Annotated in this window: 13 protein-coding genes; 8 read left to right on the top strand and 5 right to left on the bottom strand. The window is 66.8% G+C overall.

All coding sequences use genetic code 11. From position 1 onward, the window contains the following. Positions 1–25: 25 nt before the first annotated feature. The 8 genes from rsxA (at position 26) to A9513_RS13005 (ending at position 6,779) form a co-directional block, all read left to right on the top strand. Positions 26–610 (top strand): electron transport complex subunit RsxA, encoded by a 585-nt coding sequence (rsxA, locus tag A9513_RS13040; RefSeq protein ID WP_065084969.1) that lies wholly within the window; start codon positions 26–28, stop codon positions 608–610. Further along, positions 607–1,161, top strand: coding sequence for an electron transport complex subunit RsxB (gene rsxB, locus A9513_RS13035; protein ID WP_024765241.1), 555 nt, complete (start codon positions 607–609; stop codon positions 1,159–1,161). The genes rsxA and rsxB overlap by 4 nt, the downstream gene beginning before the upstream one ends. After that, positions 1,158–3,482, top strand: coding sequence for an electron transport complex subunit RsxC (gene rsxC / locus A9513_RS13030; RefSeq protein ID WP_065084968.1), 2,325 nt, complete (start codon positions 1,158–1,160; stop codon positions 3,480–3,482). Before rsxB ends, rsxC begins: the two co-directional genes overlap by 4 nt. Next, positions 3,479–4,519 (top strand): RnfABCDGE type electron transport complex subunit D, encoded by a 1,041-nt coding sequence (locus A9513_RS13025; RefSeq protein ID WP_065084967.1) that lies wholly within the window; start codon positions 3,479–3,481, stop codon positions 4,517–4,519. The genes rsxC and A9513_RS13025 overlap by 4 nt, the downstream gene beginning before the upstream one ends. Beyond that, positions 4,516–5,148 carry an electron transport complex subunit RsxG gene (gene rsxG / locus A9513_RS13020; RefSeq protein ID WP_065084966.1) on the top strand — a complete coding sequence of 211 codons (633 nt, stop codon included), beginning with the start codon at positions 4,516–4,518 and terminating at the stop codon, positions 5,146–5,148. The genes A9513_RS13025 and rsxG overlap by 4 nt, the downstream gene beginning before the upstream one ends. Further along, positions 5,141–5,854, top strand: a complete 714-nt coding sequence (locus A9513_RS13015) for an electron transport complex subunit E (protein ID WP_065084965.1) — start codon at positions 5,141–5,143, stop codon at positions 5,852–5,854. The genes rsxG and A9513_RS13015 overlap by 8 nt, the downstream gene beginning before the upstream one ends. Next, positions 5,851–6,489, top strand: coding sequence for an endonuclease III (nth, locus tag A9513_RS13010; RefSeq protein ID WP_037016056.1), 639 nt, complete (start codon positions 5,851–5,853; stop codon positions 6,487–6,489). The genes A9513_RS13015 and nth overlap by 4 nt, the downstream gene beginning before the upstream one ends. A 107-nt stretch (positions 6,490–6,596) precedes the next feature. Continuing rightward, a complete protein-coding gene (locus A9513_RS13005) occupies positions 6,597–6,779 on the top strand; it encodes a PA3496 family putative envelope integrity protein (protein WP_017521020.1) in 183 nt (60 codons plus the stop codon). 76 nt (positions 6,780–6,855) lie between these two features. On the opposite strand, the gene ppnN is transcribed toward A9513_RS13005, so the two are convergent. From ppnN to A9513_RS12980, 5 genes are all read right to left on the bottom strand, one after another. After that, a complete protein-coding gene (gene ppnN / locus A9513_RS13000) occupies positions 6,856–8,247 on the bottom strand; it encodes a nucleotide 5'-monophosphate nucleosidase PpnN (RefSeq protein ID WP_024765246.1) in 1,392 nt (463 codons plus the stop codon). Between the two features lie 305 nt (positions 8,248–8,552). Next, positions 8,553–9,794 (bottom strand): HlyD family type I secretion periplasmic adaptor subunit, encoded by a 1,242-nt coding sequence (locus tag A9513_RS12995; protein WP_255302850.1) that lies wholly within the window; start codon positions 9,792–9,794, stop codon positions 8,553–8,555. Beyond that, positions 9,791–11,908: a type I secretion system permease/ATPase gene (locus tag A9513_RS12990; RefSeq protein ID WP_065084964.1), complete on the bottom strand. Its 2,118-nt coding sequence runs from the start codon at positions 11,906–11,908 to the stop codon at positions 9,791–9,793. Before A9513_RS12990 ends, A9513_RS12995 begins: the two co-directional genes overlap by 4 nt. Then, positions 11,905–13,326: a TolC family outer membrane protein gene (locus tag A9513_RS12985; protein WP_024765249.1), complete on the bottom strand. Its 1,422-nt coding sequence runs from the start codon at positions 13,324–13,326 to the stop codon at positions 11,905–11,907. The genes A9513_RS12990 and A9513_RS12985 overlap by 4 nt, the downstream gene beginning before the upstream one ends. 389 nt (positions 13,327–13,715) lie before the next feature. Further along, positions 13,716–21,634, bottom strand: a 7,919-nt coding sequence (locus A9513_RS12980) for an S-layer family protein (RefSeq protein WP_065084963.1), incomplete at its 5' end; no start/stop codon positions are given.

Raw genomic sequence — 21,634 nt, 5'->3', positions numbered from 1 at the left:
CGCGCCTGGCTGCGAGTGCCCGGCCATGACCGAACTCGCCCTGATCCTGGTCAGCGCCATCCTAGTCAACAATTTCGTGCTGGTGCAATTCCTCGGCATCTGCCCGTTCATGGGCGTGTCGCGCAAGATCGAGGCGGCGTTTGCGCTGGCCCTGGCGACCACCTTCGTGCTCACCCTCGCCTCGGCCTTCAGCTACATCCTGCAGCGCTACGTGCTGCAACCGCTGGACCTGGAATTCCTGCGTACCATCGCCTTCATCCTGGTGATCGCCCTGGTGGTGCAGTTCACCGAGCTGCTGGTGAAGAGGACCAGCCCGCTGCTGGCCCGCGGGCTGGGCATCTTCCTGCCGTTGATCACCACCAACTGCATCGTGCTGGGCGTGGCCCTGCTGAATGCCCGCAAGCCCGAATTCGGCTTTCTGCAGTCCATCTTCCAGGGATTCGGCGCCGGGCTGGGCTTCACCCTGGTGCTGGTACTGTTCGCCGCCCTGCGCGAGCGCATCGCCATCGCCGACGTGCCCAAGCCGTTCAAGGGCGCGGCCATCGGCATGATCACCGCGGGCCTGATGTCCCTGGCGTTCATGGGCTTCAGCGGGCTGCTCAAGCCATGATCGCGGCGCTGCTGATCATCCTGCTCTGCCTTGCCGGCGCCGTGGCGTTGCGCCTGGCGTCGGCGCGGGTGAAGGTCGCTGACGAATCGATCGCCGTGCAGATCAATGACCTGCTGCCGCAAACCCAGTGCGGCCAGTGCGGTTATGCCGGCTGCAAGCCCTACGCCCAGGCCATCGCCGACGGCGATGCGATCAACAAGTGCCCGCCCGGCGGCGCCGCGACCATCGCCGCCCTGGCCGACCTGCTGGGCGTCGAACCGCTGCCGCTGGACGCCGCCGAAGAAACGCCGCTGCGCGTGGCCTACATCCGCGAAGCCGAATGCATCGGTTGCACCAAGTGCATCCGCGCCTGCCCGGTGGACGCCATCGTCGGCGCCGCCAAGCTGATGCACACGGTGATCGTCGACGAGTGCACCGGCTGCGACCTGTGCCTGGAACCCTGCCCGGTGGACTGCATCGAGATGCGCGACCTGCCGGTAGGCGTCGCCGACTGGAGGTGGCCGCTGCCGCAGGGCCGACTGATCCACAGCGACCGGGAGCAGGCGGCATGAACATGCAGGTCTGGAATTTCCCGGGCGGCCTGAGATTGCCAGCCAACAAGCAGCAATCCACCGCCACGCCGATCCAGCATCCGCCACTGCCACGCCGGCTGGTGTTGCCCCTGCAACAGCATATCGGCGAGCCCGCGCGCCCCTGCGTCGAGGCCGGCCAGCGCGTACTCAAGGGCCAACTGATCGCAGAGGCCGGCAGCACTATCAGCGCCGCGCTGCATGCGCCGACTTCCGGTGTCGTGGTCGAGGTGAGCGAGCAGCCTTACCCACACCCATCCGGCCTGACGGCGCCCGCCATCGTCATTGAAAGCGACGGCGCAGAGGAATGGTCCACGCGTGTGCCCCTGTCCGACTACAGCTCGCTCTCCGGCGTCGAAGTGCTGGAGCGCATCCGCCAGTCGGGCATCGCCGGCCTCGGCGGCGCCGGCTTCCCCACCGCCGCCAAGCTGGCCTCCCGCGCGCAGGACGACCTGCATACCCTGATCATCAACGGCGCCGAGTGCGAGCCGTACATCAGCGCCGACGATCTGCTGATGCGCGAACGCGCCGTCGAACTGGTGGAAGGCATCGAGGTGCTGATGCACGTCCTCCAGCCGCAACAGGTGCTGGTCGGCATCGAGGACGACAAGCCCCAGGCCATCGCCGCCGTGCAGGCCGCCATCGGTGAGCGGAACATCCGGCTGCAGGCGATCCCGACCCGCTACCCTTCGGGCGGCGAGCGCCAGCTGATCCAGGTTCTCACCGGCCGCGAAGTCCCTTCCGGCGGCCTGCCGGCGGACATCGGCATGCTCTGCGTGAACGTCGCCACCGCCGTTGCCGTGGCCGACGCCGTGCTGCGCGGGCAACCGCTGATCTCGCGCATCACCACCCTGGCCGGCGCCGCGCTGGCGCGCCCGTGCAACGTCGAAGCTCTGATCGGCACGCCGGTGGGCGAGTTGCTGGATTTCGCCGGCCTCGATCTCGACAAGCTTGACCGGCTGATCCTCGGCGGCCCGCTGATGGGCGACAGCCTGCCATCGCTCGACGCGCCGCTGCTCAAGACCGCCAACTGCCTGCTGGCCGCCACCCCCGAAGAGCTGCCATTGCCGGCGCCGGCCATGCCATGCATCCGCTGTGGCGATTGTGCGCAGGTCTGCCCGGCCAGCCTGTTGCCGCAACAGCTGTATTTTTTCGCGGAGGATCACGAGCGACTCGTGGCGCACAATCTGTTCGACTGCATCGAGTGCGGCGCCTGTGCCTACGTGTGCCCGTCGAGCATTCCGCTGGTGCAGTACTATCGCGCATCCAAGGCCGAGATCCGCGAACTGGAACAGCGGCAGTTGAAGGCCGAGCAATCGCGCCTGCGCTTCGAACAACGCCAGGAGCGCCTGCGCAACGAAGAAGATCGGCGCGCCGCCGACCGCCTGGCCCGCCAGGAACGCGCCGCGCGTGTGCAGGAAGAACAGCCCGAAATCGCATCGCCGAGCGCGCCCGCCGCGCAATCGGTCATCGAACGGGTGAAGGCCGAGAAGTCCGTGGGCAATGCGCCCGACCAACTCAAGCGCCTGAAGATCGAAGCAAGCATGGCCCAGGTGGCGCTGAAGAAAGCCGAGAAGCAATTGGCCACCCACGACACCGACCAACTGCGCGCCCAGGTGGCCGAATTGCGCATCGCCGCCGAGCAGGCCAAGGCCGCACTGGCAGCAGCCGAATCGGAGGGCACCAACGCCGCGCCGGCGCCATTCGCTGCGCCTGCCTCCGGTGAAGCCGCGCTGAAGAAAGCGAAGATCGACGCCGCCATGGCCCGCGCCCAGTTGAAGAAGTCCGAGAAGGCCTTCGGCGAATCCCCCACGGACGAGCAGCGCGCCACCCTCGCCTCCTTGCGTGCGGACGTCGAGCGCATCGAACGCCAACTCAACCAATTGCAGGGGGCCGCTGTGCCGACCGATCCGCAAGCCGCCCAGCCCGTCGACGGCGTACTCGCCCTGCGCCAGGCCAAGCTGGCCTACATCAGCCAGCGCGATGCCTTGCGCGCCGCTGAACGCGAAGGTGCCACCGCCGAGGAACTGGACGCGATCCGCCTGACCCTCGCTGCCGCGGAAGCCGCCCTGCACGCCGCCGAAGACGCCAGCGGCAAGGCGCCGCCAGACCTCGTGCGTACCGACAAGCGCCCGGTGACAGCCGCCCTGCGCGCCGCCAAGACCGAACTGGCCTACGCCCGTGCCGACCTGAAGAAGCTCGAGCGCGAAGGCGCCGGCGACCACGCCCTGGCCTCGGCCCGCGAACGCCTGCAAGCGGCCGAACGCGCCGTCGCCGATGCCAATGGCGAGGCGCCTCGATGAAGCTTCCTCGCCTCACTTCCCCCCACGCCACCGGCAGCAACCGTACACAGAGGGTCATGCTGACGCTGCTGGCCGCCTGCGCGCCCGGCGCCCTGGTGCTGATCGGCCTGTACGGAGTGGGTACCCTCTTCAACCTGCTCTGGTGCAGCCTGCTCGCCCTCTCCACCGAGGCCGTGATGCTCAAGCTGCGCGATCGGCCGCTGGCATTCTTCCTCAAGGACGGCAGCGCGCTGGTCACCGCCGTGCTGCTCGCCCTCGCACTGCCGCCCTACGCGCCCTGGTGGTTGAGTGGCGTCGCGGTGGTATTCGCGCTGATCTTCGGCAAGCACCTGTACGGCGGCCTCGGGCAGAACCCGTTCAACCCCGCCATGGTCGGCTATGCCGCGGTACTCGTATCCTTCCCACAGCTAATGAGCCAGTGGCCGGCGCCGGACAGCGCGCTTGGCTTCGGCGAAGGGTTGCGGCAGATCTTCGGCTTCACCAGCCAGGCGCCGGACGCCTGGGTTGGCGCCACCGCGCTGGACGTGGTGCGCAACAACCGCAGCCTGACCATGGAGGAACTGCTGGCGCAGTCTCCGGCCTTCGGCAGTGTCGGCGGGCGCGGCGTGGAGCTGGTGAACCTGGCCTTCCTCGCCGGCGGCCTGTTCCTGCTCTGGCGCAAGCTGTTCACCTGGCACGCGCCGGTGGGCATGCTCGGCGGGCTGTTCGTCATGAGCCTGCTGTTCTGGAACGGCTCCGGCTCCGACTCCCACGGCTCGCCGCTGCTGCACCTGTTCAGCGGCGCGACCATGCTCGGCGCTTTCTTCATCGTCACCGACCCGGTGTCCGGCGCCACCAGCAACCGTGGCCGACTGGTGTTCGGCATCGGCGTCGGCGTGCTCACCTACGTGATCCGCGCCTGGGGTGGCTACCCGGACGGCCTGGCCTTCGCCGTGCTGCTGATGAACCTCGCCGCGCCAACCATCGACGCCTTCACTCGCCCGCGCACCTACGGGCACAAGAAGCCCGAGCAGGGTTTCAAGGCAGGTGAGCAATGAACCGCGAACTGCTCAAGAGCGCCCTGGCACTGGGACTGGTCGCGCTGATCGCCACGGGCGTGGTGGCGACCGTTCACCAGCTCACCGCCCAGCGCATCGATACCGCCCAGCGCGAAGCGCGTGGCCGCACGCTGCTGGAACTGCTGCCCAGGGGCAGCTATGACAACCATCCGCTGGAAACCGAAGTCAGCGCTTTCGATCCCAAGCTGCTGGGCCGCGACGAGCCGGCACCCGCTTACATCGCCCGGCTCCGGGGCCAGGCCACGGCGGTCGTACTCCAGCCCGTGGCACGGGATGGCTATGGCGGCTCGATCCAGTTGCTGGTCGGCGTGACTGCACAGGGCCGCCTGCTCGGCGTGCGGGTCGTGGCCCACCATGAAACGCCGGGCCAGGGCGACCGTATCGAACTGGGCAAGAGCGGCTGGCTGCACGGCTTCGACGGACGGTCGCTGACTGATCCGGGCGACAACGGCTGGAAAGTGAAGAAGGACGGCGGCCAGTTCGACCAGTTCGCCGGCGCCACCGTCACCCCGCGCGCGGTGGTCAAGGCCACGCACCTGGCGCTGCAGTACTTCGACGCGCACAAAGCAGAGCTGCTCGCCCCCGCCTCGGGAGAAAACCATGAATGACCCCGGCTTCCGCGAAATCGCCCTGCAGGGGCTGTGGAAGAACAACCCCGGCCTGGTGCAACTGCTCGGCCTGTGCCCGTTGCTGGGGACCAGCAGCTCCATGGTCAACGCCCTCGGCCTGGGGCTGGCGACACTCTTCGTGCTGGTCTGCTCCAGCGTCAGCGTCTCGCTGATCCGCAGCACGCTGAGCGAGACCGTGCGCCTGCCTGCCTTCCTGCTGATCATCGCCACCCTGACCACCTGCATCGAAATGCTGATGCAGGCCTGGCGCTTCGAGCTGTACCAGGTGCTGGGCATCTTCGTACCGCTGATCACCACCAACTGCGTGATCCTCGGCCGCGCGCAGACCTTCGCCTCGCAGAATAACCTGGCACGCTCGGCCTTCGACGCGCTGATGATGGGGCTGGGCTTCGCCCTGGTCCTGCTGATCATCGGCACCCTGCGCGAACTGCTCGGCCATGGCACCCTGCTGGCCGGCATGGAGCTGCTGTTCGGCCCGGCCGCCGCCGACTGGACAGTACAGGTCCCCGGTTACCAGGGCCTGCTGCTGGCGGTGCTGCCGCCCGGCGCCTTCCTGGTGCTGGGCCTGCTGATCGCCCTCAAGAACCGTATTGATGAAAGCCTGGCGGACCGCGCCAAGGCGCAGGCGGGCAACGTACCTGCCACCGAGCGCCAGCGCGTCCGCGTGACCGGAGTGATCGAATGAATGCCGCCAAGCGCGCGGAGATTTTCCGCCGACTCAAGGAAGACAACCCCAACCCCGAAACCGAACTGGCCTACAGCTCGCCCTTCGAGCTGCTGATCGCGGTGCTGCTCTCCGCCCAGGCCACCGACGTGGGGGTGAACAAGGCCACCGCCAAGCTCTACCCGGTGGCCAATACCCCGGAAGCGATCTACGCCCTGGGCGTGGAGGGCCTGTCGGAGTACATCAAGACCATCGGCCTGTACAACAGCAAGGCGAAGAACACCATCGAGACCTGCCGCATCCTCATCGAGAAGCATGGCGGCCAGGTGCCGGAGAACCGTGAAGACCTGGAAGCCTTGCCCGGCGTGGGCCGCAAGACTGCCAACGTGGTCCTCAACACGGCTTTCCGACAGCCGGCGATGGCGGTGGACACCCATATCTTCCGCGTATCCAACCGCACCAACATCGCGCCGGGGCGCAATGTGCTGGAGGTGGAGCGCAAGCTGCTCAAGTTCGTGCCCAAGGAATACCTGCTGGATGCGCACCACTGGCTGATCCTGCATGGACGCTACGTCTGCAAGGCGCGCAAGCCGCAGTGTGGCAGTTGCCGGATCGAGGACCTGTGCGAGTACAAGCACAAGACGTCGGACGATTGAGCGTTATGGGAAAATTCCTTCAGGCTGATTGAAAAAATCTTTTTTACCGCCCACTCCTTTGTCGCTATAAGGGGCGCCAACACACCCCGTGTTGTGGAGTGCACCGAATGGCAAACGACAAAGAAGACCTCGAACTCGAGGACGATGTCAGCACAGACGACAGCGATGACGGCGCAGAAGCCACGGCAGAGGTCGCCAAGACCAACCTGACCAAGCGCCGCATCATCGATAACTACCTGGAAGAGCGTCGCCTGCAGCGCCAACTGTCCGACTACGATTTCGATCTGTAAGCCTCTCCTGAACGTAAAGCCCGAATGAAAAAGCCCCGCATCCTGGCGGGGCTTTTTGTTTTTCGTTCCTACAGGTTCACACCGACACTCCGGAGCGCTGCACCACCCGGTAACAAGGCTCGTACGCTGCGCCGCCCGGCAGCTTCATCCGGTGCTGCTCGACGAACGCCTGCAACAGCGCATCGAGCGGCTCCATGATGGCCGCGTCACCGTGGATCTCGTACGGGCCGAACTCCTCGATCATACGGATGCCGCGATCCTTCACGTTGCCCGCGACGATGCCGGAGAAGGCCCGGCGCAGGTTCGCCGCCAGCTCGTGGGGCGGGACGTCGGGCCCCAGGTCCAGGCCGGCCATGTTCTCGTGGGTCGGTTCGAACGGACGCTGGAAGCCCTCGTCGATCTTCAGCAGCCAGTTGAAGTGGTAGGCGTCGTTGCGCTCGCGACGGAACTGCTTGACCCGCTTGAGGCCCGCGCTCATTTCCCGCGCCACTTCCGCCGGGTCGTCGATGATGATGCGATAGCGCTTCTGCGCCGCCTCCCCCAGGGTCGCCCCGATGAAGGCATGCAGCTGCTCGATATAGGCCGCCGCGCTGCGCGGGCCGGTGAGCACCAGGGGGAACGGCATGTCCTGGTTCTCCGGGTGCATGAGAATGCCCAGCAGGTAGAGGAACTCCTCCGCCGTGCCGACACCGCCGGGGAACACGATGATGCCGTGGCCGACGCGAACGAAGGCCTCCAGGCGCTTCTCGATATCCGGCAGGATCACCAGTTCGTTGACGATGGGGTTCGGCGCCTCGGCGGCGATGATTCCCGGCTCGGTCAAGCCGATATAGCGGCCATCGGTGATGCGCTGCTTGGCGTGGCCGATGGTGGCGCCCTTCATCGGCCCCTTCATCACGCCGGGGCCGCAACCGGTGCAGACGTCGAGGCTGCGCAGGCCCAGCTCGTGGCCGACCTTCTTGGTGTACTTGTACTCGTTGGTACTGATCGAATGGCCGCCCCAGCAAACGACGATCTTCGGCTCCACGCCGGCATGCAGCGCACGGGCATTGCGCAGCAGGTGGAAGACGTAGTCGGTGATGCCGGCCGAGCTGTCCAGGCCGAAACGCCGGCTGTTCAGCGCATTCTGGGTGTAGACGATGTCGCGCAGGGCGCTGAAGAGCATCTCGCGGGTGCTGGCGATCATCTCGCCATCGACGAAGGCGTCGGCCGGCGCGTTGAACAGTTCCAGGCGCACGCCGCGATCCTGCTGGTGGATTTCCAGTTCGAAGTCGCGGTAGGCGTCGAGGATGTGCTTGGCGTTGTCGATCTGCGTGCCGGTGTTGAGGATGGCCAGGGCACACTGGCGGAAAAGCTTGTAGGTACTGCCCGAGCCCGCTTCGCTGAGCTGGTGCACTTCACGTTGGGAGAGGGTTTCGAGGCTGCCCTTGGGGCTGACCGAGGCATTGTTTACCGGTCTTGGGGACATGCTGTATTCCTTGACGATGGAAGCCGGGCGCCTGGGCGCGGGGTCTTCCGATAGATCGATGCGGCCGTCCATTCGGCCGTCATTGCCGGGTGCGTCGCGGCGGGGATTCTCCGGCCCGCAGCGCGCTCCTGCTGACTGTGACAAGCGAATGGCGGAAACTGCTTCCGCAATCGACGTGTCCGACGTCGATGCCCCTTGAGTATGTACCCTGCGCTGACTTTCTGATGACAGTCAGCAAAGAAAAACCCCGCCGGGGAGGCGGGGTTTGCAGCCATCGACGCAGGTCTTCGCCTGTCACCCCGGGCTCAGCGCTCGCGCAGCGCCTCGCGGGCCTTGTTAAGCGGCTTGAGCAGATAGTCCAGGATCGTCTTGTTGCCAGTATGGATATCGACCGTGGCGATCATCCCCGGCACGATGCCGAAGCGTTTGCCGTCCTTGTTGGTCAGGTGGTCGACGTCCGTGCGGATGAACACCCGGTAGTAGAAGACCTCGCGTTTGACCTCGTCCTGAATGGTGTCCGGCGAAATGGTCGTGACCTTGCCGTGCAGGCCGCCGTAGATCGAGTAGTCATAGGCGGTGATCTTCACCGTGGCGTCCAGGCCGGGGCGGATGAAGGCGACGTCGCGCGGCGAAATGTGCGCCTCGACCAGAAGCTTTTCGTCCACCGGGACGATTTCCATCAGCTTGCCGTCCTGCGGAATGACGCCGCCGACCGTGGAGACCTCGATGTCCTTGACGATACCGCGTACCGGCGACGTGAAGGTGGTGCGATGCAAGGCGTCCGAGCGGCCGCGGGTGACCGAGCTCTGAGCCTCAATCTCGGCATTGGCCTTGGCCAGGTCTTCGCGGGCCTTGACCACATACTGCGTCTGCAGCTCGGTGGCCTTGCGCTGCAGTTCGTTGGCCTGGCGCTTGAGGCGCAGCACTTCCACGTCACTGGCAGCTCCGCGCGCCACCAGCGGCTGAGTCATGGCCAGCTCGCGGCGCACCAGTCCCAGCGCATCGTTGATGCCCGCGAGGTTCTTCGCCAGACTGTCCTTGCGCGAGTGGTAGAGCGCAGTCTCGCTATTCACCAGGTCGGGGAACGTCTGTACGTCTTCGGGGAAGGCCAGCGGCGTCCCGTTGACCTCGGCAGACAGGCGCGCGGCCTCGGCCTTGGCAGCCCGCATGCGCGAGGCACTCTCCTCCACCGCCGACTCGCTGCGGGTACGGTCGAGCTGGGCGAGGACCTGACCGGCCTCGACCAGATCGCCCTCGTGAACATTGAGCGAGACCAGGATGCCGCCTTCCAGGGACTGGATGACCTGTTCGCGGGAAGACGGCACCACTTTGCCGCTGCCGGTGGAGACTTCATCCAGGGAGAACAGGCTGGCCCATACGGCAAAGGCACCGAGCATGGCCGCGATCAACCACACCACCAGGCTCGAGCGCGGCAGCGGCGGCTCGGCCGGGGCCCCGCGCTGGTGCGCGCGGCCTGTGGAAACAGTGGTCGGCGGGATGGCCGGCGGGACATCCGCCTTGGCCACCGGGAGCTTGAGGTCGGTCATTGGGTCAGCTCCTTGAGAACTTTGTCTTTGGGACCGTCCAGCACCACACGCCCGTTGTCGATGAGGATGATCCGGTCGACCCATTTCAGGACCGGCATGCGATGGGTGGCAACCACCAGCGTGCGCGGCGCCATCCATGGCCCCATGGCGTCGATCACCTGACGTTCGGTCATCTCGTCGAAGTTGGCGGTCGGCTCGTCGAGCAGCACGACGGACGGATTGCGGATCAGCGTGCGCGCCAGCAGCAGGGTCTGGCGCTGGCCACCGGACAGGCCCTGGCCGCCCTCGAGGATCACCTCATCGAGGCCATCGGGCAGTGCCTGCACGAAGGACAGGGCGCCGGACAGGGAGAGCGCCTGGGTGATCATGGCGTCACTGGCCATCGGCGCGCCGAGCAGGATGTTTTCCCGGATGGTGCCGTAGAACAGCCGCGAGCTCTGCGGCAGCATCGCCATGTCGCGGCGCACGTCGACGGTGTCGATCATCGCCAGGTCCAGGCCATCGAGCGAGACGCGGCCTTCCTGTGGGCTGTGCATGCCCGAGAGCAGGTTGAGCAGGGTCGACTTGCCGGAGCCGATGCGGCCGAGGATGGCGATCTTCTCACCGGCGCGGATCTGCAGCTGCGGCACCACCAGCGCGGGACGCTTGTCGTTGTCGCCGTAGCGGAAGCTCACGCCGTCGAGCTGGTAATTGCCATTGAGCGCCGCGCGGTGCACCCGGCGGGCCCGTTCGGGCTGATCCACCGGGCGGCTCATGAGCTCGTCCAGGCCCTTGCGGGCGACCTTAGCCGACTGCCAGCGGGAAAATACCGAGGCCATCTGCGCCAGCGGCGAGATCATCCGTGAGGCGAGGATCGACGAGGCCACCAGGGCACCGGTGGTCATGTCGCCCTGCATCACCAGGTAGCTGCCCAGGGCCAGCACCAGGGCATAGACAATGCCCTGGACTTCCTGGGTCCAGCTCATCAGCAGGCTGGTGAGGAAGCGCTGGCGCATGCTGATGCCGGCGGACACGTCGTTGACGTTGTTCCACTGGTTCTGGAAGCGCGCTTCCGCGCGCAGCAGCTTGATGTCCTCGATACCCTGCACCGCCTCCACCAGCATGGCGTTGCGCAATGCGGACTCGCGCATGCCCTCGTTGGACAGGCGTTCCAGCGGCTTCTGGATCAGCAGGCCGGGGATGACCAGCAAGGGAATCGCGCCCAGGGCGACGAACATCAGGGGGCCGCCGACCATCCACAGCACCACCAGGAACAGCAGGAAGAAAGGCAGGTCGGCCAATGCCCCGACCGTGGTCGAGGTGAACAGCTCACGCACCTGGTCGATCTCGCGCAACTGCGAGATGAACGTGCCGGTGGAACGCGAACGCGCCGAATTGCGCAGGCGCAGCGCGCGGCCGAAGACCACATCGGAGATGCGCAGGTCTGCACGTTTGCCGACGGTGTCGGAGATATGCGTGCGCGAGACGCGCAGGCAGAACTCGAAGACGATCGCCAGCATCACCCCGCCGAACAGCACCCACAGGGTCGCTTCGGAGTTGGCCGGGACCACCCGGTCGTAGACCTGCATGGAGAAGATCACACCGGCCAGGGCCAGGACGTTGGCCACCAGCGAAGCGAGCATGACATCGCCGTAGCGCTTCCAGTCGCGCAGGGCGATGTTCCAGAACCAGTTGCGCCGGTATGGACGGATGTACTGGTCGACGCGCGCATCGGGCACCGCCACCTGCGGACGCAGGATCGCCACGCGATGCACGCGCTGGCGGAACTCCTCTACACCGATACGGGTTTCCAGGCCCTTGTCGCCACTGAACAGCACGCCGAGGTTACCCTCGCCGTCGATGGTCTGTACGACGCAGACGCTGCCATCGTCGAACTCCGCAACCAACGGCAAACGCCAGGCGTCGAGCAGCTCGAGCAGCTCGAGCGAGAGTTTGCCGAAGCGCAGGGCGAGTCCCAGGCTCTTGGCCATGTGCAGCAGCATCAGATCCGCGGAAGCGCCCTGCTCCCAGGCCAGAGCCACGCGCGCGCCCTCTTCGGAGACACCGATGCCATAGTGGCGGGCAACGGCGAGCATGGCATCCAGCCAGCGCGCGGAGTGCGGGGTCAGGCTCATGGCAGCACCTCCATACCCTGGACGCTGGTGTAGTTCAGGCCATAGAACTCGCGGCTGAGGCCCTGGGCGTCGATCAGGCCGACCTGGCCCAGCCAGAGGTCATGACGCACCATTTCCTCGTCAGAGAGTGCCTGGTAGTACTCCTGCTCGGTATTGAGCAGGTCGAGGATCGAGCGGGTGCCGAGCTTGTACTGCTCGCGGTACAGCTCGCGCGACTCGTCGAGGTTACGCTTGCGGCTGCCGAGCACGCCCAGGCGCGCGCGGTTGCCGATGATCTGCTCGCGCATATGGCGCATCTGGTCGCTGGCCGACAGGCGCGCATCCTCGATGCGTTGTCGCGCAGCTTCCAGGGCGTTGGTGGCGGCGCGGACCTGGGCGCGCAGGCCACCGCCCTGGTACAGGGTGGAGGTGAAGTTGAGGCTGATGCTGTTGTCGCTGCCATGTCGCTCGTAGGTGCTGGGGTTGTCACCACTCAGGGCCTTGGTGCTGGCGGCTTCGATGCTCACGGTCGGCATGCGATCAGCCTTGGCCACCCGCAATTGCGCCTCGGCGGCCTGGCGCTCGGCCTCGGCGGCCAGGACGTCGGGCAGCAGGCTGGTATCCAGGCGTCGGGCGAGGTCGACGCGGGCTGACTGGTCGTCGGAGAGCGCGGTGATCTCACCGGAAACTGCCCCCCCGACAAGGGTACGCAGGCGTTCCTGAGCCTGGTGGTACTGCGAGCGGATCTGCAACTGGTTGGCACGCGCGGCGTCGACCCGGGCCAGCGCCTGGATCGGGTCGGAACGGCTGGTGACACCGGCACCGGCGCGGTCCTGGGTCATGGCATAGACACGCTCCATCGCGCTCACCTGCTCATCGGCGATGCGACCCAGCAGGCGATAACGATGCAGGTCGATGGTCGCTTCGGCGGTCTGCCGGGAGATCAGGTCGATCTGCTTGAGGACCAGGGCTTGCTGCCGGCGCGACTGTGCCTGGGCGCCGTCGACGCTGCCGGCGACCTTGCCGAAGTCGTAGAGCAGCTGCGAGACCGACAGCGAAGCGGTCTGGCTGGTGCCGTTCTGCGTGGTGTCGCCACGCCCCAGGCCCATTTTCACCTGGGGGTAATAGCCGGAACGGGCCATGGCAATCCCATCGCCTTGTTGCGCCAGGGTGGCGACGGCATCGGCGATGGAGGGGTGACGGTTGACCGCCATCTGCACGGCGTGATTGATGTCCAGCAGGCGGCGCGCGGCCGGCGCGTCGAGTTCAGGCGTGAGGCGCTGGCCGCCGGTCTGTTCGATCAGATGGCTGGGAGCCAGGCTGCGCTGCTCGGGGCTGCTGGCGCCGAACCAGCCGTCATCAAGGACGCCCGCGAGCGTTGCGGTGGAGAAGCTGGCCAGGCTGAGCCAGGCCAGGGGTCCGAATTTCCAGGCGTTCACCGAGGGCCTCCCGGAGTCAATTGAGGCGCGCCGGTACGGTCTTCCGTGCTCGTCGGAGGGGAACTCAACCTGGAGTGCCAGCGCGCGTTGGATACGCGACGTTCGTCTGCAGCGCCCTGGAGGGCGTGGAGAGAGGGGCCTGCCAGCGGCCGCCGGAGGGCTGTGCTGGGGGATACCCGCTGTAGAAGAAGGCCGCTCAGGACGGCCTGTTGCGAATCGTCCGGGTCATTATCTGGAGCCGGCTGCCGCACATGAATGAGACGTTTCCTAAACGACAAGCGCCCAACCGGCGGGAGGCGCTGAGCACCCCGCCGGTCAGGCAAGAGAGTCGCGGCCGGTAGCCGGATCCAGGGGCTCTGGCCGCGTAGCGCCCCTGGGCCGGGTCCTCGTCAGACCACGTTGATGCCGTGCTGGATCAGCAGGTCCGCATTGGTGTTGCTCCCCATGCTCGCGTTGTGCCAGATGTCGTAGTCGACGCCATTCACGGTCTTGCTGCCACTGACTTCCCAGCCGCCGGAACCGACGGTTTCGGCCAGATCCACGGTGGAAGTGCCGTCGCCCTTGATCATCAGGTTGGGTACCTCGACGCTGGTGGTATCGACCTGCTTAAGGACATCCGACAGTCGCAGCGAGAGGGTGTTGTTGCCGCTGCCCTCCTGGCTGCTGCCCAGGTCGAAGATCTCGAAGCCCTTGACCCGCGTACCGTAGCTGGTGAGATCCAGCTGCAGGCCGGAGGCCTCGAACTTGAGGGTATCGATGCCCAGGCCACCGTCGACCCGGGTGAAGGTCGTCCCGACCAGACCGATGGTGTCGTTGCCGGCACCGCCCATGGCCACGTCATGCTGCACGCTGGTATCGGTGGTACCAGTGGTGTCGGTACCGATGCCGTGGATGATGTCGTTGCCCTGACCGCCGCTGATGATGTCCACCCCGTTGTTGATGGCGGACGCTCCCGGGCTGGTGGTGCCGGCCCAGATTTCGTCGTCGCCGACGGTGTAGCTGTGGGTCAGCAGCGCGATCGAGCCGCTGTAGATGTTGTAGCCGCCCGCGTTGGTCGCGCCGGTGTCGCTCTGCCAGACGCCATAGCCGTAGTCGGCGATGCCGTCGCCATTCCAGTCGCCCATGGCCAGGCCGGTACCGGCGTAGTCATTGGCGTTGGCGCCGGTGTACTTCACTGCCAGGCCGGCCGCGACCAGCGCATCCAGATCGGTGTTGGCGTCGAAGCTGCCGTCGGCACGGCCGTAGACCAGGTACACCGCACCACGGTTGGTGACGCCATTGTCGTAGCCGGGCATGCCGATCAGGAAGTCGTCGATGCCGTCGCCGTTGACATCGCCGCCGGAGCTGACGGCATAGCCGAGCATGCCGTCTGCGGTGGTCTTCGAGCCGCCGATGGCGGTGCCATTGCTGCTGCTGGAGATGATGAAGCCGTCAGTGCCGTTCAGGTTGCCCAGATTGATGTCGCCCCAGGCTACCCCGCTCTCCTTGCCGTAGATCACATAGACGCGGCCCGGTGCGGTGGTGTCGGAAGCCGAGTCGCCCCAACCCGGCGAGCCGATCGCGAAGTCCTCGATGCCGTCACCGTTGATGTCACCGATGTTCTGGATCGAGGAGAATTCGGCATACCACTGGCCGGCGTTCTGCGCCGCTCCACCCTGGTCATAGGTCGCCCCGCCGAGCCACTCGCCGGCTTCCGACCCTACCAGGCGCACGCCCTGGTCCGGGGTCAGGTTGGCCAGGTTGTAGCTGTTGCCCAGGCCGTCGGCGCTCCCCCAGGTCAGGTAGGCGGTGCCGCTGTTGGTGATGGTGCTGCCATTCAGGCCATTACCACGCGGTGCGGTCACGATGTAGTCGGCATATCCATCGCCGTTGACGTCACCGATGACCTTGATCACCGAGCCGAGGTCGGAATCGGCGTCGGGCGCGTAGGTGGTGCGCACGTTGGTCTGGTTCTCCACGCGCGAACCGAGGGTGGAAGAAGTCGCACCGGTGGCGTAGTACAGGCCACCCGGATCTGCGTCGCTGACGTAGTTGCGCAGCAGCAGGTTGCTCCAGGCGGAAGAGCCTGCTGCGCCTGCATGGCCATAGAGCACCACGTACATGCCGTTGCCACCGTTGCCATCGGCCGAGCCGATGATCAGGTCGGCGTAGCCATCGCCGTTGATGTCGCCACCGCTGATGTTGTTAGCCGGCCAGCCACCGGTGTTGTTGTTCTTGATCACGAAACCATTGGCGGTGGCACCGTTCTCCAGACTCAGCAGGTCGAGGGTGCTGAGGGTGTTGCCCTCCCGGCCGAAGATCACGTAGGCGCGATCGTTCAGTGTGCCGGTGATGGCGAAGTCGTCGTAGCCATCGCCGTTGATATCGCCAAGGTTGGTGACCAGTTGTCCCTGGATACCGACGTCGGCGCCGGTGCCGGTGACCCCGGTCTGCTTGATGCGGAAGCCCTGGTCCGGAGTCAGGTTGTCGATATTCTTCAACGACGGCAGACCATTGGCGCTGCCGTAGAGCACATAGATGTCCGACTGGTAGGCCGCGGTGGAACCGTAGATGTCATGCGGTGCGGAGACCACGAAGTCTTCGTAGCCGTCGCCGTTGAAGTCGCCGATGGAAGACATCGACAGCCCCAGACCGTCGGCGGCCTGTGTACTGGAAGCGACCGATGGCGTCCCGGCCACGTCGATGACCAGCCTGGCATCGGCACTGTTGTCGAGCAGGCCGACCTGCGAGTGGTTGCCCGCCTCATCCACCAGCACTGCCTTCAGGTTGTAGCTGCCATCGAACATCGACGGCAGCGTCACGTTGAAGGTGCCGCCGGTGCCGTTCACCGTCAGGGTAAGGTCCTGGGCGTAGATGACATCGCCCTGGCCATAAACACCATCGCCGTTCTTGTCGTCGAACAGCATCACGGTGATCTTGCCCGCCGCGGCTGCCGCCGCGTCCGCGGCGGAGAGACCGGCGACGGTGCCGGTGAAGCTCGGCGTCATCACGCTGGTCTTGTTGTCGCTGGTGCTGCTGCCGTTATCGCTGGCGGTATCCAGGTCGAGCACGAAACTGGTGAAGGTCGGCGCCAGGGTATCGATGCTCAGGTCGTGCTGAGCGCTCTGGCCGATATTGCCGGCGTCGTCCACCACCCGCACGACCACGGTGTAACTGCCGTCGGCGATCACGTCAGTGGTGTTGTCGAAGCGCCAGTCCGTTCCGGAGACCTCGGCACGCTGCCAGGTCTGGCCGCCGTCCAGGCTGATCTCCACGCCTTCGCCGTCACCGAGCGCAACGCCCAGCTTGCCGGAGAACACCAGGGTGTTGTCGTTGGTGATGAAGTCGTTGCCCTGGGCGCCATTGTCGTCGCTGATGGCATCGAGGGTGATGGTCTTGTCGGCGCCTGGGCCGTCGGTGTCGATCACTACGGTGTGGCTGGAGCTGTTGCCGACGTTGCCGGCATCGTCGACCACCCGCACCTGCACGTCGTACTCGGCGTCGCCCAGTACGTTGCCGGTGTTGTCGAAGCTCCAGTCGGTGCCGTTGACCTCGACCCGCTGCCAGGTCTGGCCACCGTCGAGGCTAATTTCCACCCCTTCGTCGTCCGCCAGGTTCTGGCTCAGGTGCCCGTGGAATAGCAGCGTGTTGTCGTTGGTGACGAAGTCGTTGCCGAGGTAGCCGTTGTCGTCGCTGATGTCATCGAAGCTGATGGTCAGGCTGGCGGACGGTCCCTGGGTATCGATCTGCACCGCCTGGCCGCCGGCCAGGCTGACGTTGCCTTCGCTACCGACCACGCGGGCCATGAACAGATAGTCGCCATCATCCATGACCGAGCCGCTGTTATCGAAGACGTAGGTGCCATTGCCCTGGTCGACGGCATCGTGCCAGGTCTGGCCGCCGTCAATCGAGATCTGCACCTTGTCGCCGACGTTGAGCTGCCCGTCCACCGCGGCGCTGACCACCAGGGTGTTGTCGTTGGTGATGAAGTCGCCGCTGTTCAGGCCGTTGTCTTCGGAGATGCCGCTGACCGTCGCCAGGGCGTAATGAGCGCTGCCGCTGTCGCTGCTATTGCTGGCGGCGTCGGTGGCTACGGCGCTGACTTCACCGCTGCCCTGGGCAGCGGCACTGGTGGCGCTGTAGCTGCCCGCGGCGTTGGCGGTAACGGTCTGCTGCGAGCCATCCGGGAAGGTCACGGTGACCTGGCTGCCGGCCTCGGCGCTGCCGCTGACCACCAGGGTACCGTCGGCATTGGCGTTGACCAGCACGCTGGGCGCCAGCGGCGCGGTGCTGTCGGCGTAGTCCGCGGAGGCGGACGCACCGGTGTTGCCGGCCGCGTCGGTCGCCGCGGCGCTGACTTCGCCCGTGCTCTGCGGGACGTGGGTGGTGACGCTGTAGCTGCCGTCAGGACCGGCAGTCGCCGTACCGGTGGTGCCACTGGGGAAGGTCACGGTGACGGTGCTGCCCACCTCGGCCGTACCCGTCACGGTCAGGCCACCATCGGCGTTGACCGCGATGTTCACGCTCGGCGCAGCCGGGGCGGTGGTGTCGGTGAAGTCGGCCGTCGCTGCCGGGCCGGCGTTGCCCGCCAGGTCGGTGGCGCTGGCGCTGACTTCGCCACTGGGCTGGCCAACCGGCGAGGTGACGCTGAAACGACCATCGGAACCGGCAATCGCCGATCCAGTGGTGCCATCCGGGTAGGTGACAGTGACGGTACTGCCAGCTTCGGCGCTGCCGCTGACGGTAACGCTGCCATCGGCATTGTTCACCAGCGCGTCAAGCACCGGCGCCTGCGGCAGGCTGGTGTCCGTGTACGTGGCAGTGGTGGCCGAGCCGTCATTGCCGGCGGCGTCGGTTGCCAGTGCACTGACTTCGCCCGAGGTCTGCGGTACGTGGGTGGTGACGCTGTAGCTGCCGTCGGTACCGGCGAGCGCCGTGCCGCGGGTGCCATCCGGGAAGGTGACGGTGACGGTGCTGCCCGCTTCGGCCGTGCCCGCCACGGTCAGTCCGCCATCGGCGTTGGCAACGACATTCACGCTCGGCGCGTCCGGCGCGGTGGTGTCGGTGAAGGGGGCGATGGTCGATGGGCCAGCGTTGCCGGCGGCATCGCTGGCGCTGGCACTGACCTCACCGCTGGGCTGGCCGACTGGCGAGGTGAGGCTGAAGCGGCCATCGGGACCGGCGGTGACCGATCCGCTGGTGCCATCCGGGTAGGTGACGGTGACGCTGCTGCCCGCTTCGGCGCTGCCGCTGACGGTGACGCTGCCGTCGGCATTGTTCACCAGCGGATCGAGTACCGGCGCCAAGGGCGCGGTATTGTCGGTGTAGGGCTCGACCGTCGACGCACCGGCGTTGCCGGCGGCATCGGTGGCGGCCGCGCTGACCTCGCCGCTGGTCTGCGGTACATGGGTGGTGATGCTGTAGCTGCCATCGGAACCGGCGGTTGCGGTGCCGGTGCTGCCATCCGGGAAGGTCACGGTCACGGTGCTGCCCGCTTCCGCCGTGCCCGCGACGGTCAGGCCGCCATCGGCATTGGCGACGACATTCACGCTCGGCGCCAACGGTGCACCGGTGTCGGTGTAGTCCACCGTGGCCGCGTCGCCGGTATTGCCGGCGCCGTCAGTGGCGGTCGCGCTGACCTCGCCGCTGGTTTGCGGAACCGTGGTGGTGACGCTATAGCTGCCATCGGAACCGGCGGTTGCGGTGCCGGTGCTGCCRTCCGGGAAGGTSACGGTSACGGTGCTGCCCGCYTCCGCCGTGCCCGCCACGGTCAGGCCGCCGTCGGCGTTGGCGCTGACATTCACGCTCGGTGCCAACGGTGCGCCGGTATCGGTGTAGTCCACCGTCGCAGCGTCGCCGGTATTACCGGCGGCATCGGTGGCGGTCGCGCTGACTTCACCCGTGGTTTGCGGAACCGTGGTGGTGACGCTGTAGCTACCGTCACTGCCCGCGGTTGCCGTACCCGTGCTGCCGTCCGGGAAGGTGACGGTGACGGTGCTGCCCGCCTCTGCCGTGCCTGTCACGGTCAGGCCGCCATCGGCGTTGGCGCTGACGTTCACATTCGGCGACTGCGGCGCGCCGGTGTCGGTGTAGTCCACCGTGACGGCACCGCTGGTATTGCCGGCGCCATCAGTGGCGGTCGCGCTGACTTCACCGGTGGTCTGCGGCACTGTGGTGGTCACGCTGTAGGCACCGTCGCTACCCGCGGTCGCGGTGCTGCTGCTGCCATCCGGGAAGGTCACGGTGACGGTGCTGCCGGCCTCCGCAATGCCGCTGACGGTCAGGCCGCCGTCGGCATTGGCGCTGACGTTTACGCTCGGTGCGTCCGGTGCGGTGGTGTCGGCGAACTCGCCGGTGGCCGACGGACCGGTATTGCCGGCGGCGTCGGTAGCGTTGGCAGTGACATCACCAGTGGGTTGTCCCGCCGGCGAGGTGATGCTGAAGGCGCCATCGTTGCCCGCGACCACGGAGCCGGTGGTGCCGTCCGGGAAGGTGACGGTCACGGTGCTGCCCGCTTCGGCGCTGCCGGTGAGGGTGACGCTGCCGTCGCCGTTGGTGACCAGTGGGTCCAGCTCCGGTGCCAGCGGCGCGGTGCCATCGGTGTACGACTCGACGGTCGCTGCGCCGGTATTGCCAGCGGCATCGGTGGCGCTGGCGCTGACGTCACCGCTGGTTTGCGGAACGAGGGTGGTGACGCTGTAGCTGCCATCGGTGCCCGCGGTCGCTGTGCCGGTGCTGCCATCCGGGAAGGTCACGGTGACGGTGCTACCCGCCTCTGCCGTGCCCGTCACGGTCAGGCCGCCATCGGCATTCGCCGTCACGTTCACGCTTGGCGCCAGCGGTGCGCCGGTGTCGGTGTAGGCCACAGTCGCCGCAGCGCCGGTGTTGCCGGCGGCATCGGTGGCGCTGGCACTGACGTCACCGCTGGTTTGCGCAGTCGTGGTGGTGACGCTGTAGCTGCCGTCGTTGCCGGCCGTGGCCGTCGCCGTGCTGCCATCGGGGAAGGTCACGCTCACGCTGCTGCCCGGTTCGGCGCTGCCGGCAACCGTCAGGCCGCCGTCGGCATTCGCCGTCACGTTCACACTCGGGGCCTGCGGGCCCTGGGTGTCGGTGTAGCTCTCGACGGTGGGCGCGCCGGCATTGCCTGCGGCATCAGTCGCGCTGGCGCTGACCTCGCCACTGGTCTGTGGCACATGGGTGGTGATTTCGTAGCGACCGTCGCTGCCGGCGGTCACCGAGGCAGTCGAGCCGTCCGGGAAGGTCACGGTCACGGTGCTGCCGGCTTCCGCGCTGCCGCTGACGGTCAATCCGCCATCGTCGTTGGCGCTGACGGTTACGCTCGGCGACTGCGGAGCGGTGCTGTCGATGTAGCCCACGGTGGTGTTGTCGCCCACGTTGCCTGCCGCATCACTGGCGCTGGCGGTCACCTCGCCGCTGGTCTGCGGCACGTTCGTGGTGATGCTGTAACTGCCATCGCTGCCCGCCGTGACGGTGTCGGTGGAACCATCGGGGAAGGTCACTGTGACGGTCGTGCCCGGCTCGGCACTGCCACTTACGGTCAGGCCGCCGTCGGCATTGCCGACGACATTCACGCTCGGCGCATCCGGCGCGGTGGTGTCGGTGTAGCTCTCGGTCGCCGAGTCGCCGGTATTGCCGGCCTCGTCGGTGGCATTGACGCTGATCTCACCGCTGGGCTGGTTGTCCGGCGAGGTGATCGACCAGGAGCCGTCTTCACCCGCGACCACGGAGCCGGTACTGCCATCGGGATAGGTCACGGTGACGGTGCTGCCCGGTTCGGCGCTGCCGCCCACGGTAATGCTGCCGTCGTCGTTGGTCGCGACAGGATCGAGGACAGGCGCTTGCGGCGCGGTGCTGTCGGTATAGGTCCGGGTGGCGGCATCGCCGGTGTTGCCGGCCGTATCAGTGGCGGTCGCGCTGACCTCGCCGCTGGTCTGCGGCACGTGGGTGGTGATGCTGTAGCTGCCATCGCTTCCCGCCGTGACGGTATCGGTAGAACCATCCGGGAAGGTCACGGTGACGGTACTGCCCGCTTCCGCGCTGCCACTGACGGTCAGGCCGCCGTCGGCATTGGCGCTGACGGTGACGCTCGGCGCGTCGGGCGCGGTGGTATCGGCAAATTCGCCGGTGGCGGACGGACCGGTGTTGCCGGCTTGGTCCGTGGCCGTAGCGGTCACATCACCGCTGGGCTGGCCAGCCGGGGACGTGAGGGTGAAGCGACCATCCTCGCCTGCCACCACGCTGCCGGTGGTTCCATCCGGGTAAGTGACGGTCACCGTGCTGCCCGGCTCTGCCGAACCGCCAAGGGTGA

This window comes from Pseudomonas sp. AU12215, from assembly GCF_001675465.2.
In the GTDB taxonomy this organism is placed as follows: Bacteria; Pseudomonadota; Gammaproteobacteria; order Pseudomonadales; family Pseudomonadaceae; genus Pseudomonas; species Pseudomonas nitroreducens.
The sequence above is the reverse complement of the archived record's forward strand: the minus strand, read 5'-3'. Positions and strand labels throughout refer to the sequence as shown.

Excerpts from the sequence above, each read along its gene's own strand:
- A9513_RS12995 (WP_255302850.1), bottom strand. The coding sequence starts at position 9,794 with ATGACCGACCTCAAGCTCCCGGTGGCCAAGGCGGATGTCCCGCCGGCC.
- rsxA (WP_065084969.1), top strand. The coding sequence starts at position 26 with ATGACCGAACTCGCCCTGATCCTGGTCAGCGCCATCCTAGTCAACAAT.
- nth (WP_037016056.1), top strand. The coding sequence starts at position 5,851 with ATGAATGCCGCCAAGCGCGCGGAGATTTTCCGCCGACTCAAGGAAGAC.
- A9513_RS13015 (WP_065084965.1), top strand. The coding sequence starts at position 5,141 with ATGAATGACCCCGGCTTCCGCGAAATCGCCCTGCAGGGGCTGTGGAAG.
- A9513_RS12990 (WP_065084964.1), bottom strand. The coding sequence starts at position 11,908 with ATGAGCCTGACCCCGCACTCCGCGCGCTGGCTGGATGCCATGCTCGCC.
- ppnN (WP_024765246.1), bottom strand. The coding sequence starts at position 8,247 with ATGTCCCCAAGACCGGTAAACAATGCCTCGGTCAGCCCCAAGGGCAGC.
- rsxB (WP_024765241.1), top strand. The coding sequence starts at position 607 with ATGATCGCGGCGCTGCTGATCATCCTGCTCTGCCTTGCCGGCGCCGTG.
- A9513_RS13025 (WP_065084967.1), top strand. The coding sequence starts at position 3,479 with ATGAAGCTTCCTCGCCTCACTTCCCCCCACGCCACCGGCAGCAACCGT.
- rsxG (WP_065084966.1), top strand. The coding sequence starts at position 4,516 with ATGAACCGCGAACTGCTCAAGAGCGCCCTGGCACTGGGACTGGTCGCG.
- rsxC (WP_065084968.1), top strand. The coding sequence starts at position 1,158 with ATGAACATGCAGGTCTGGAATTTCCCGGGCGGCCTGAGATTGCCAGCC.
- A9513_RS13005 (WP_017521020.1), top strand. The coding sequence starts at position 6,597 with ATGGCAAACGACAAAGAAGACCTCGAACTCGAGGACGATGTCAGCACA.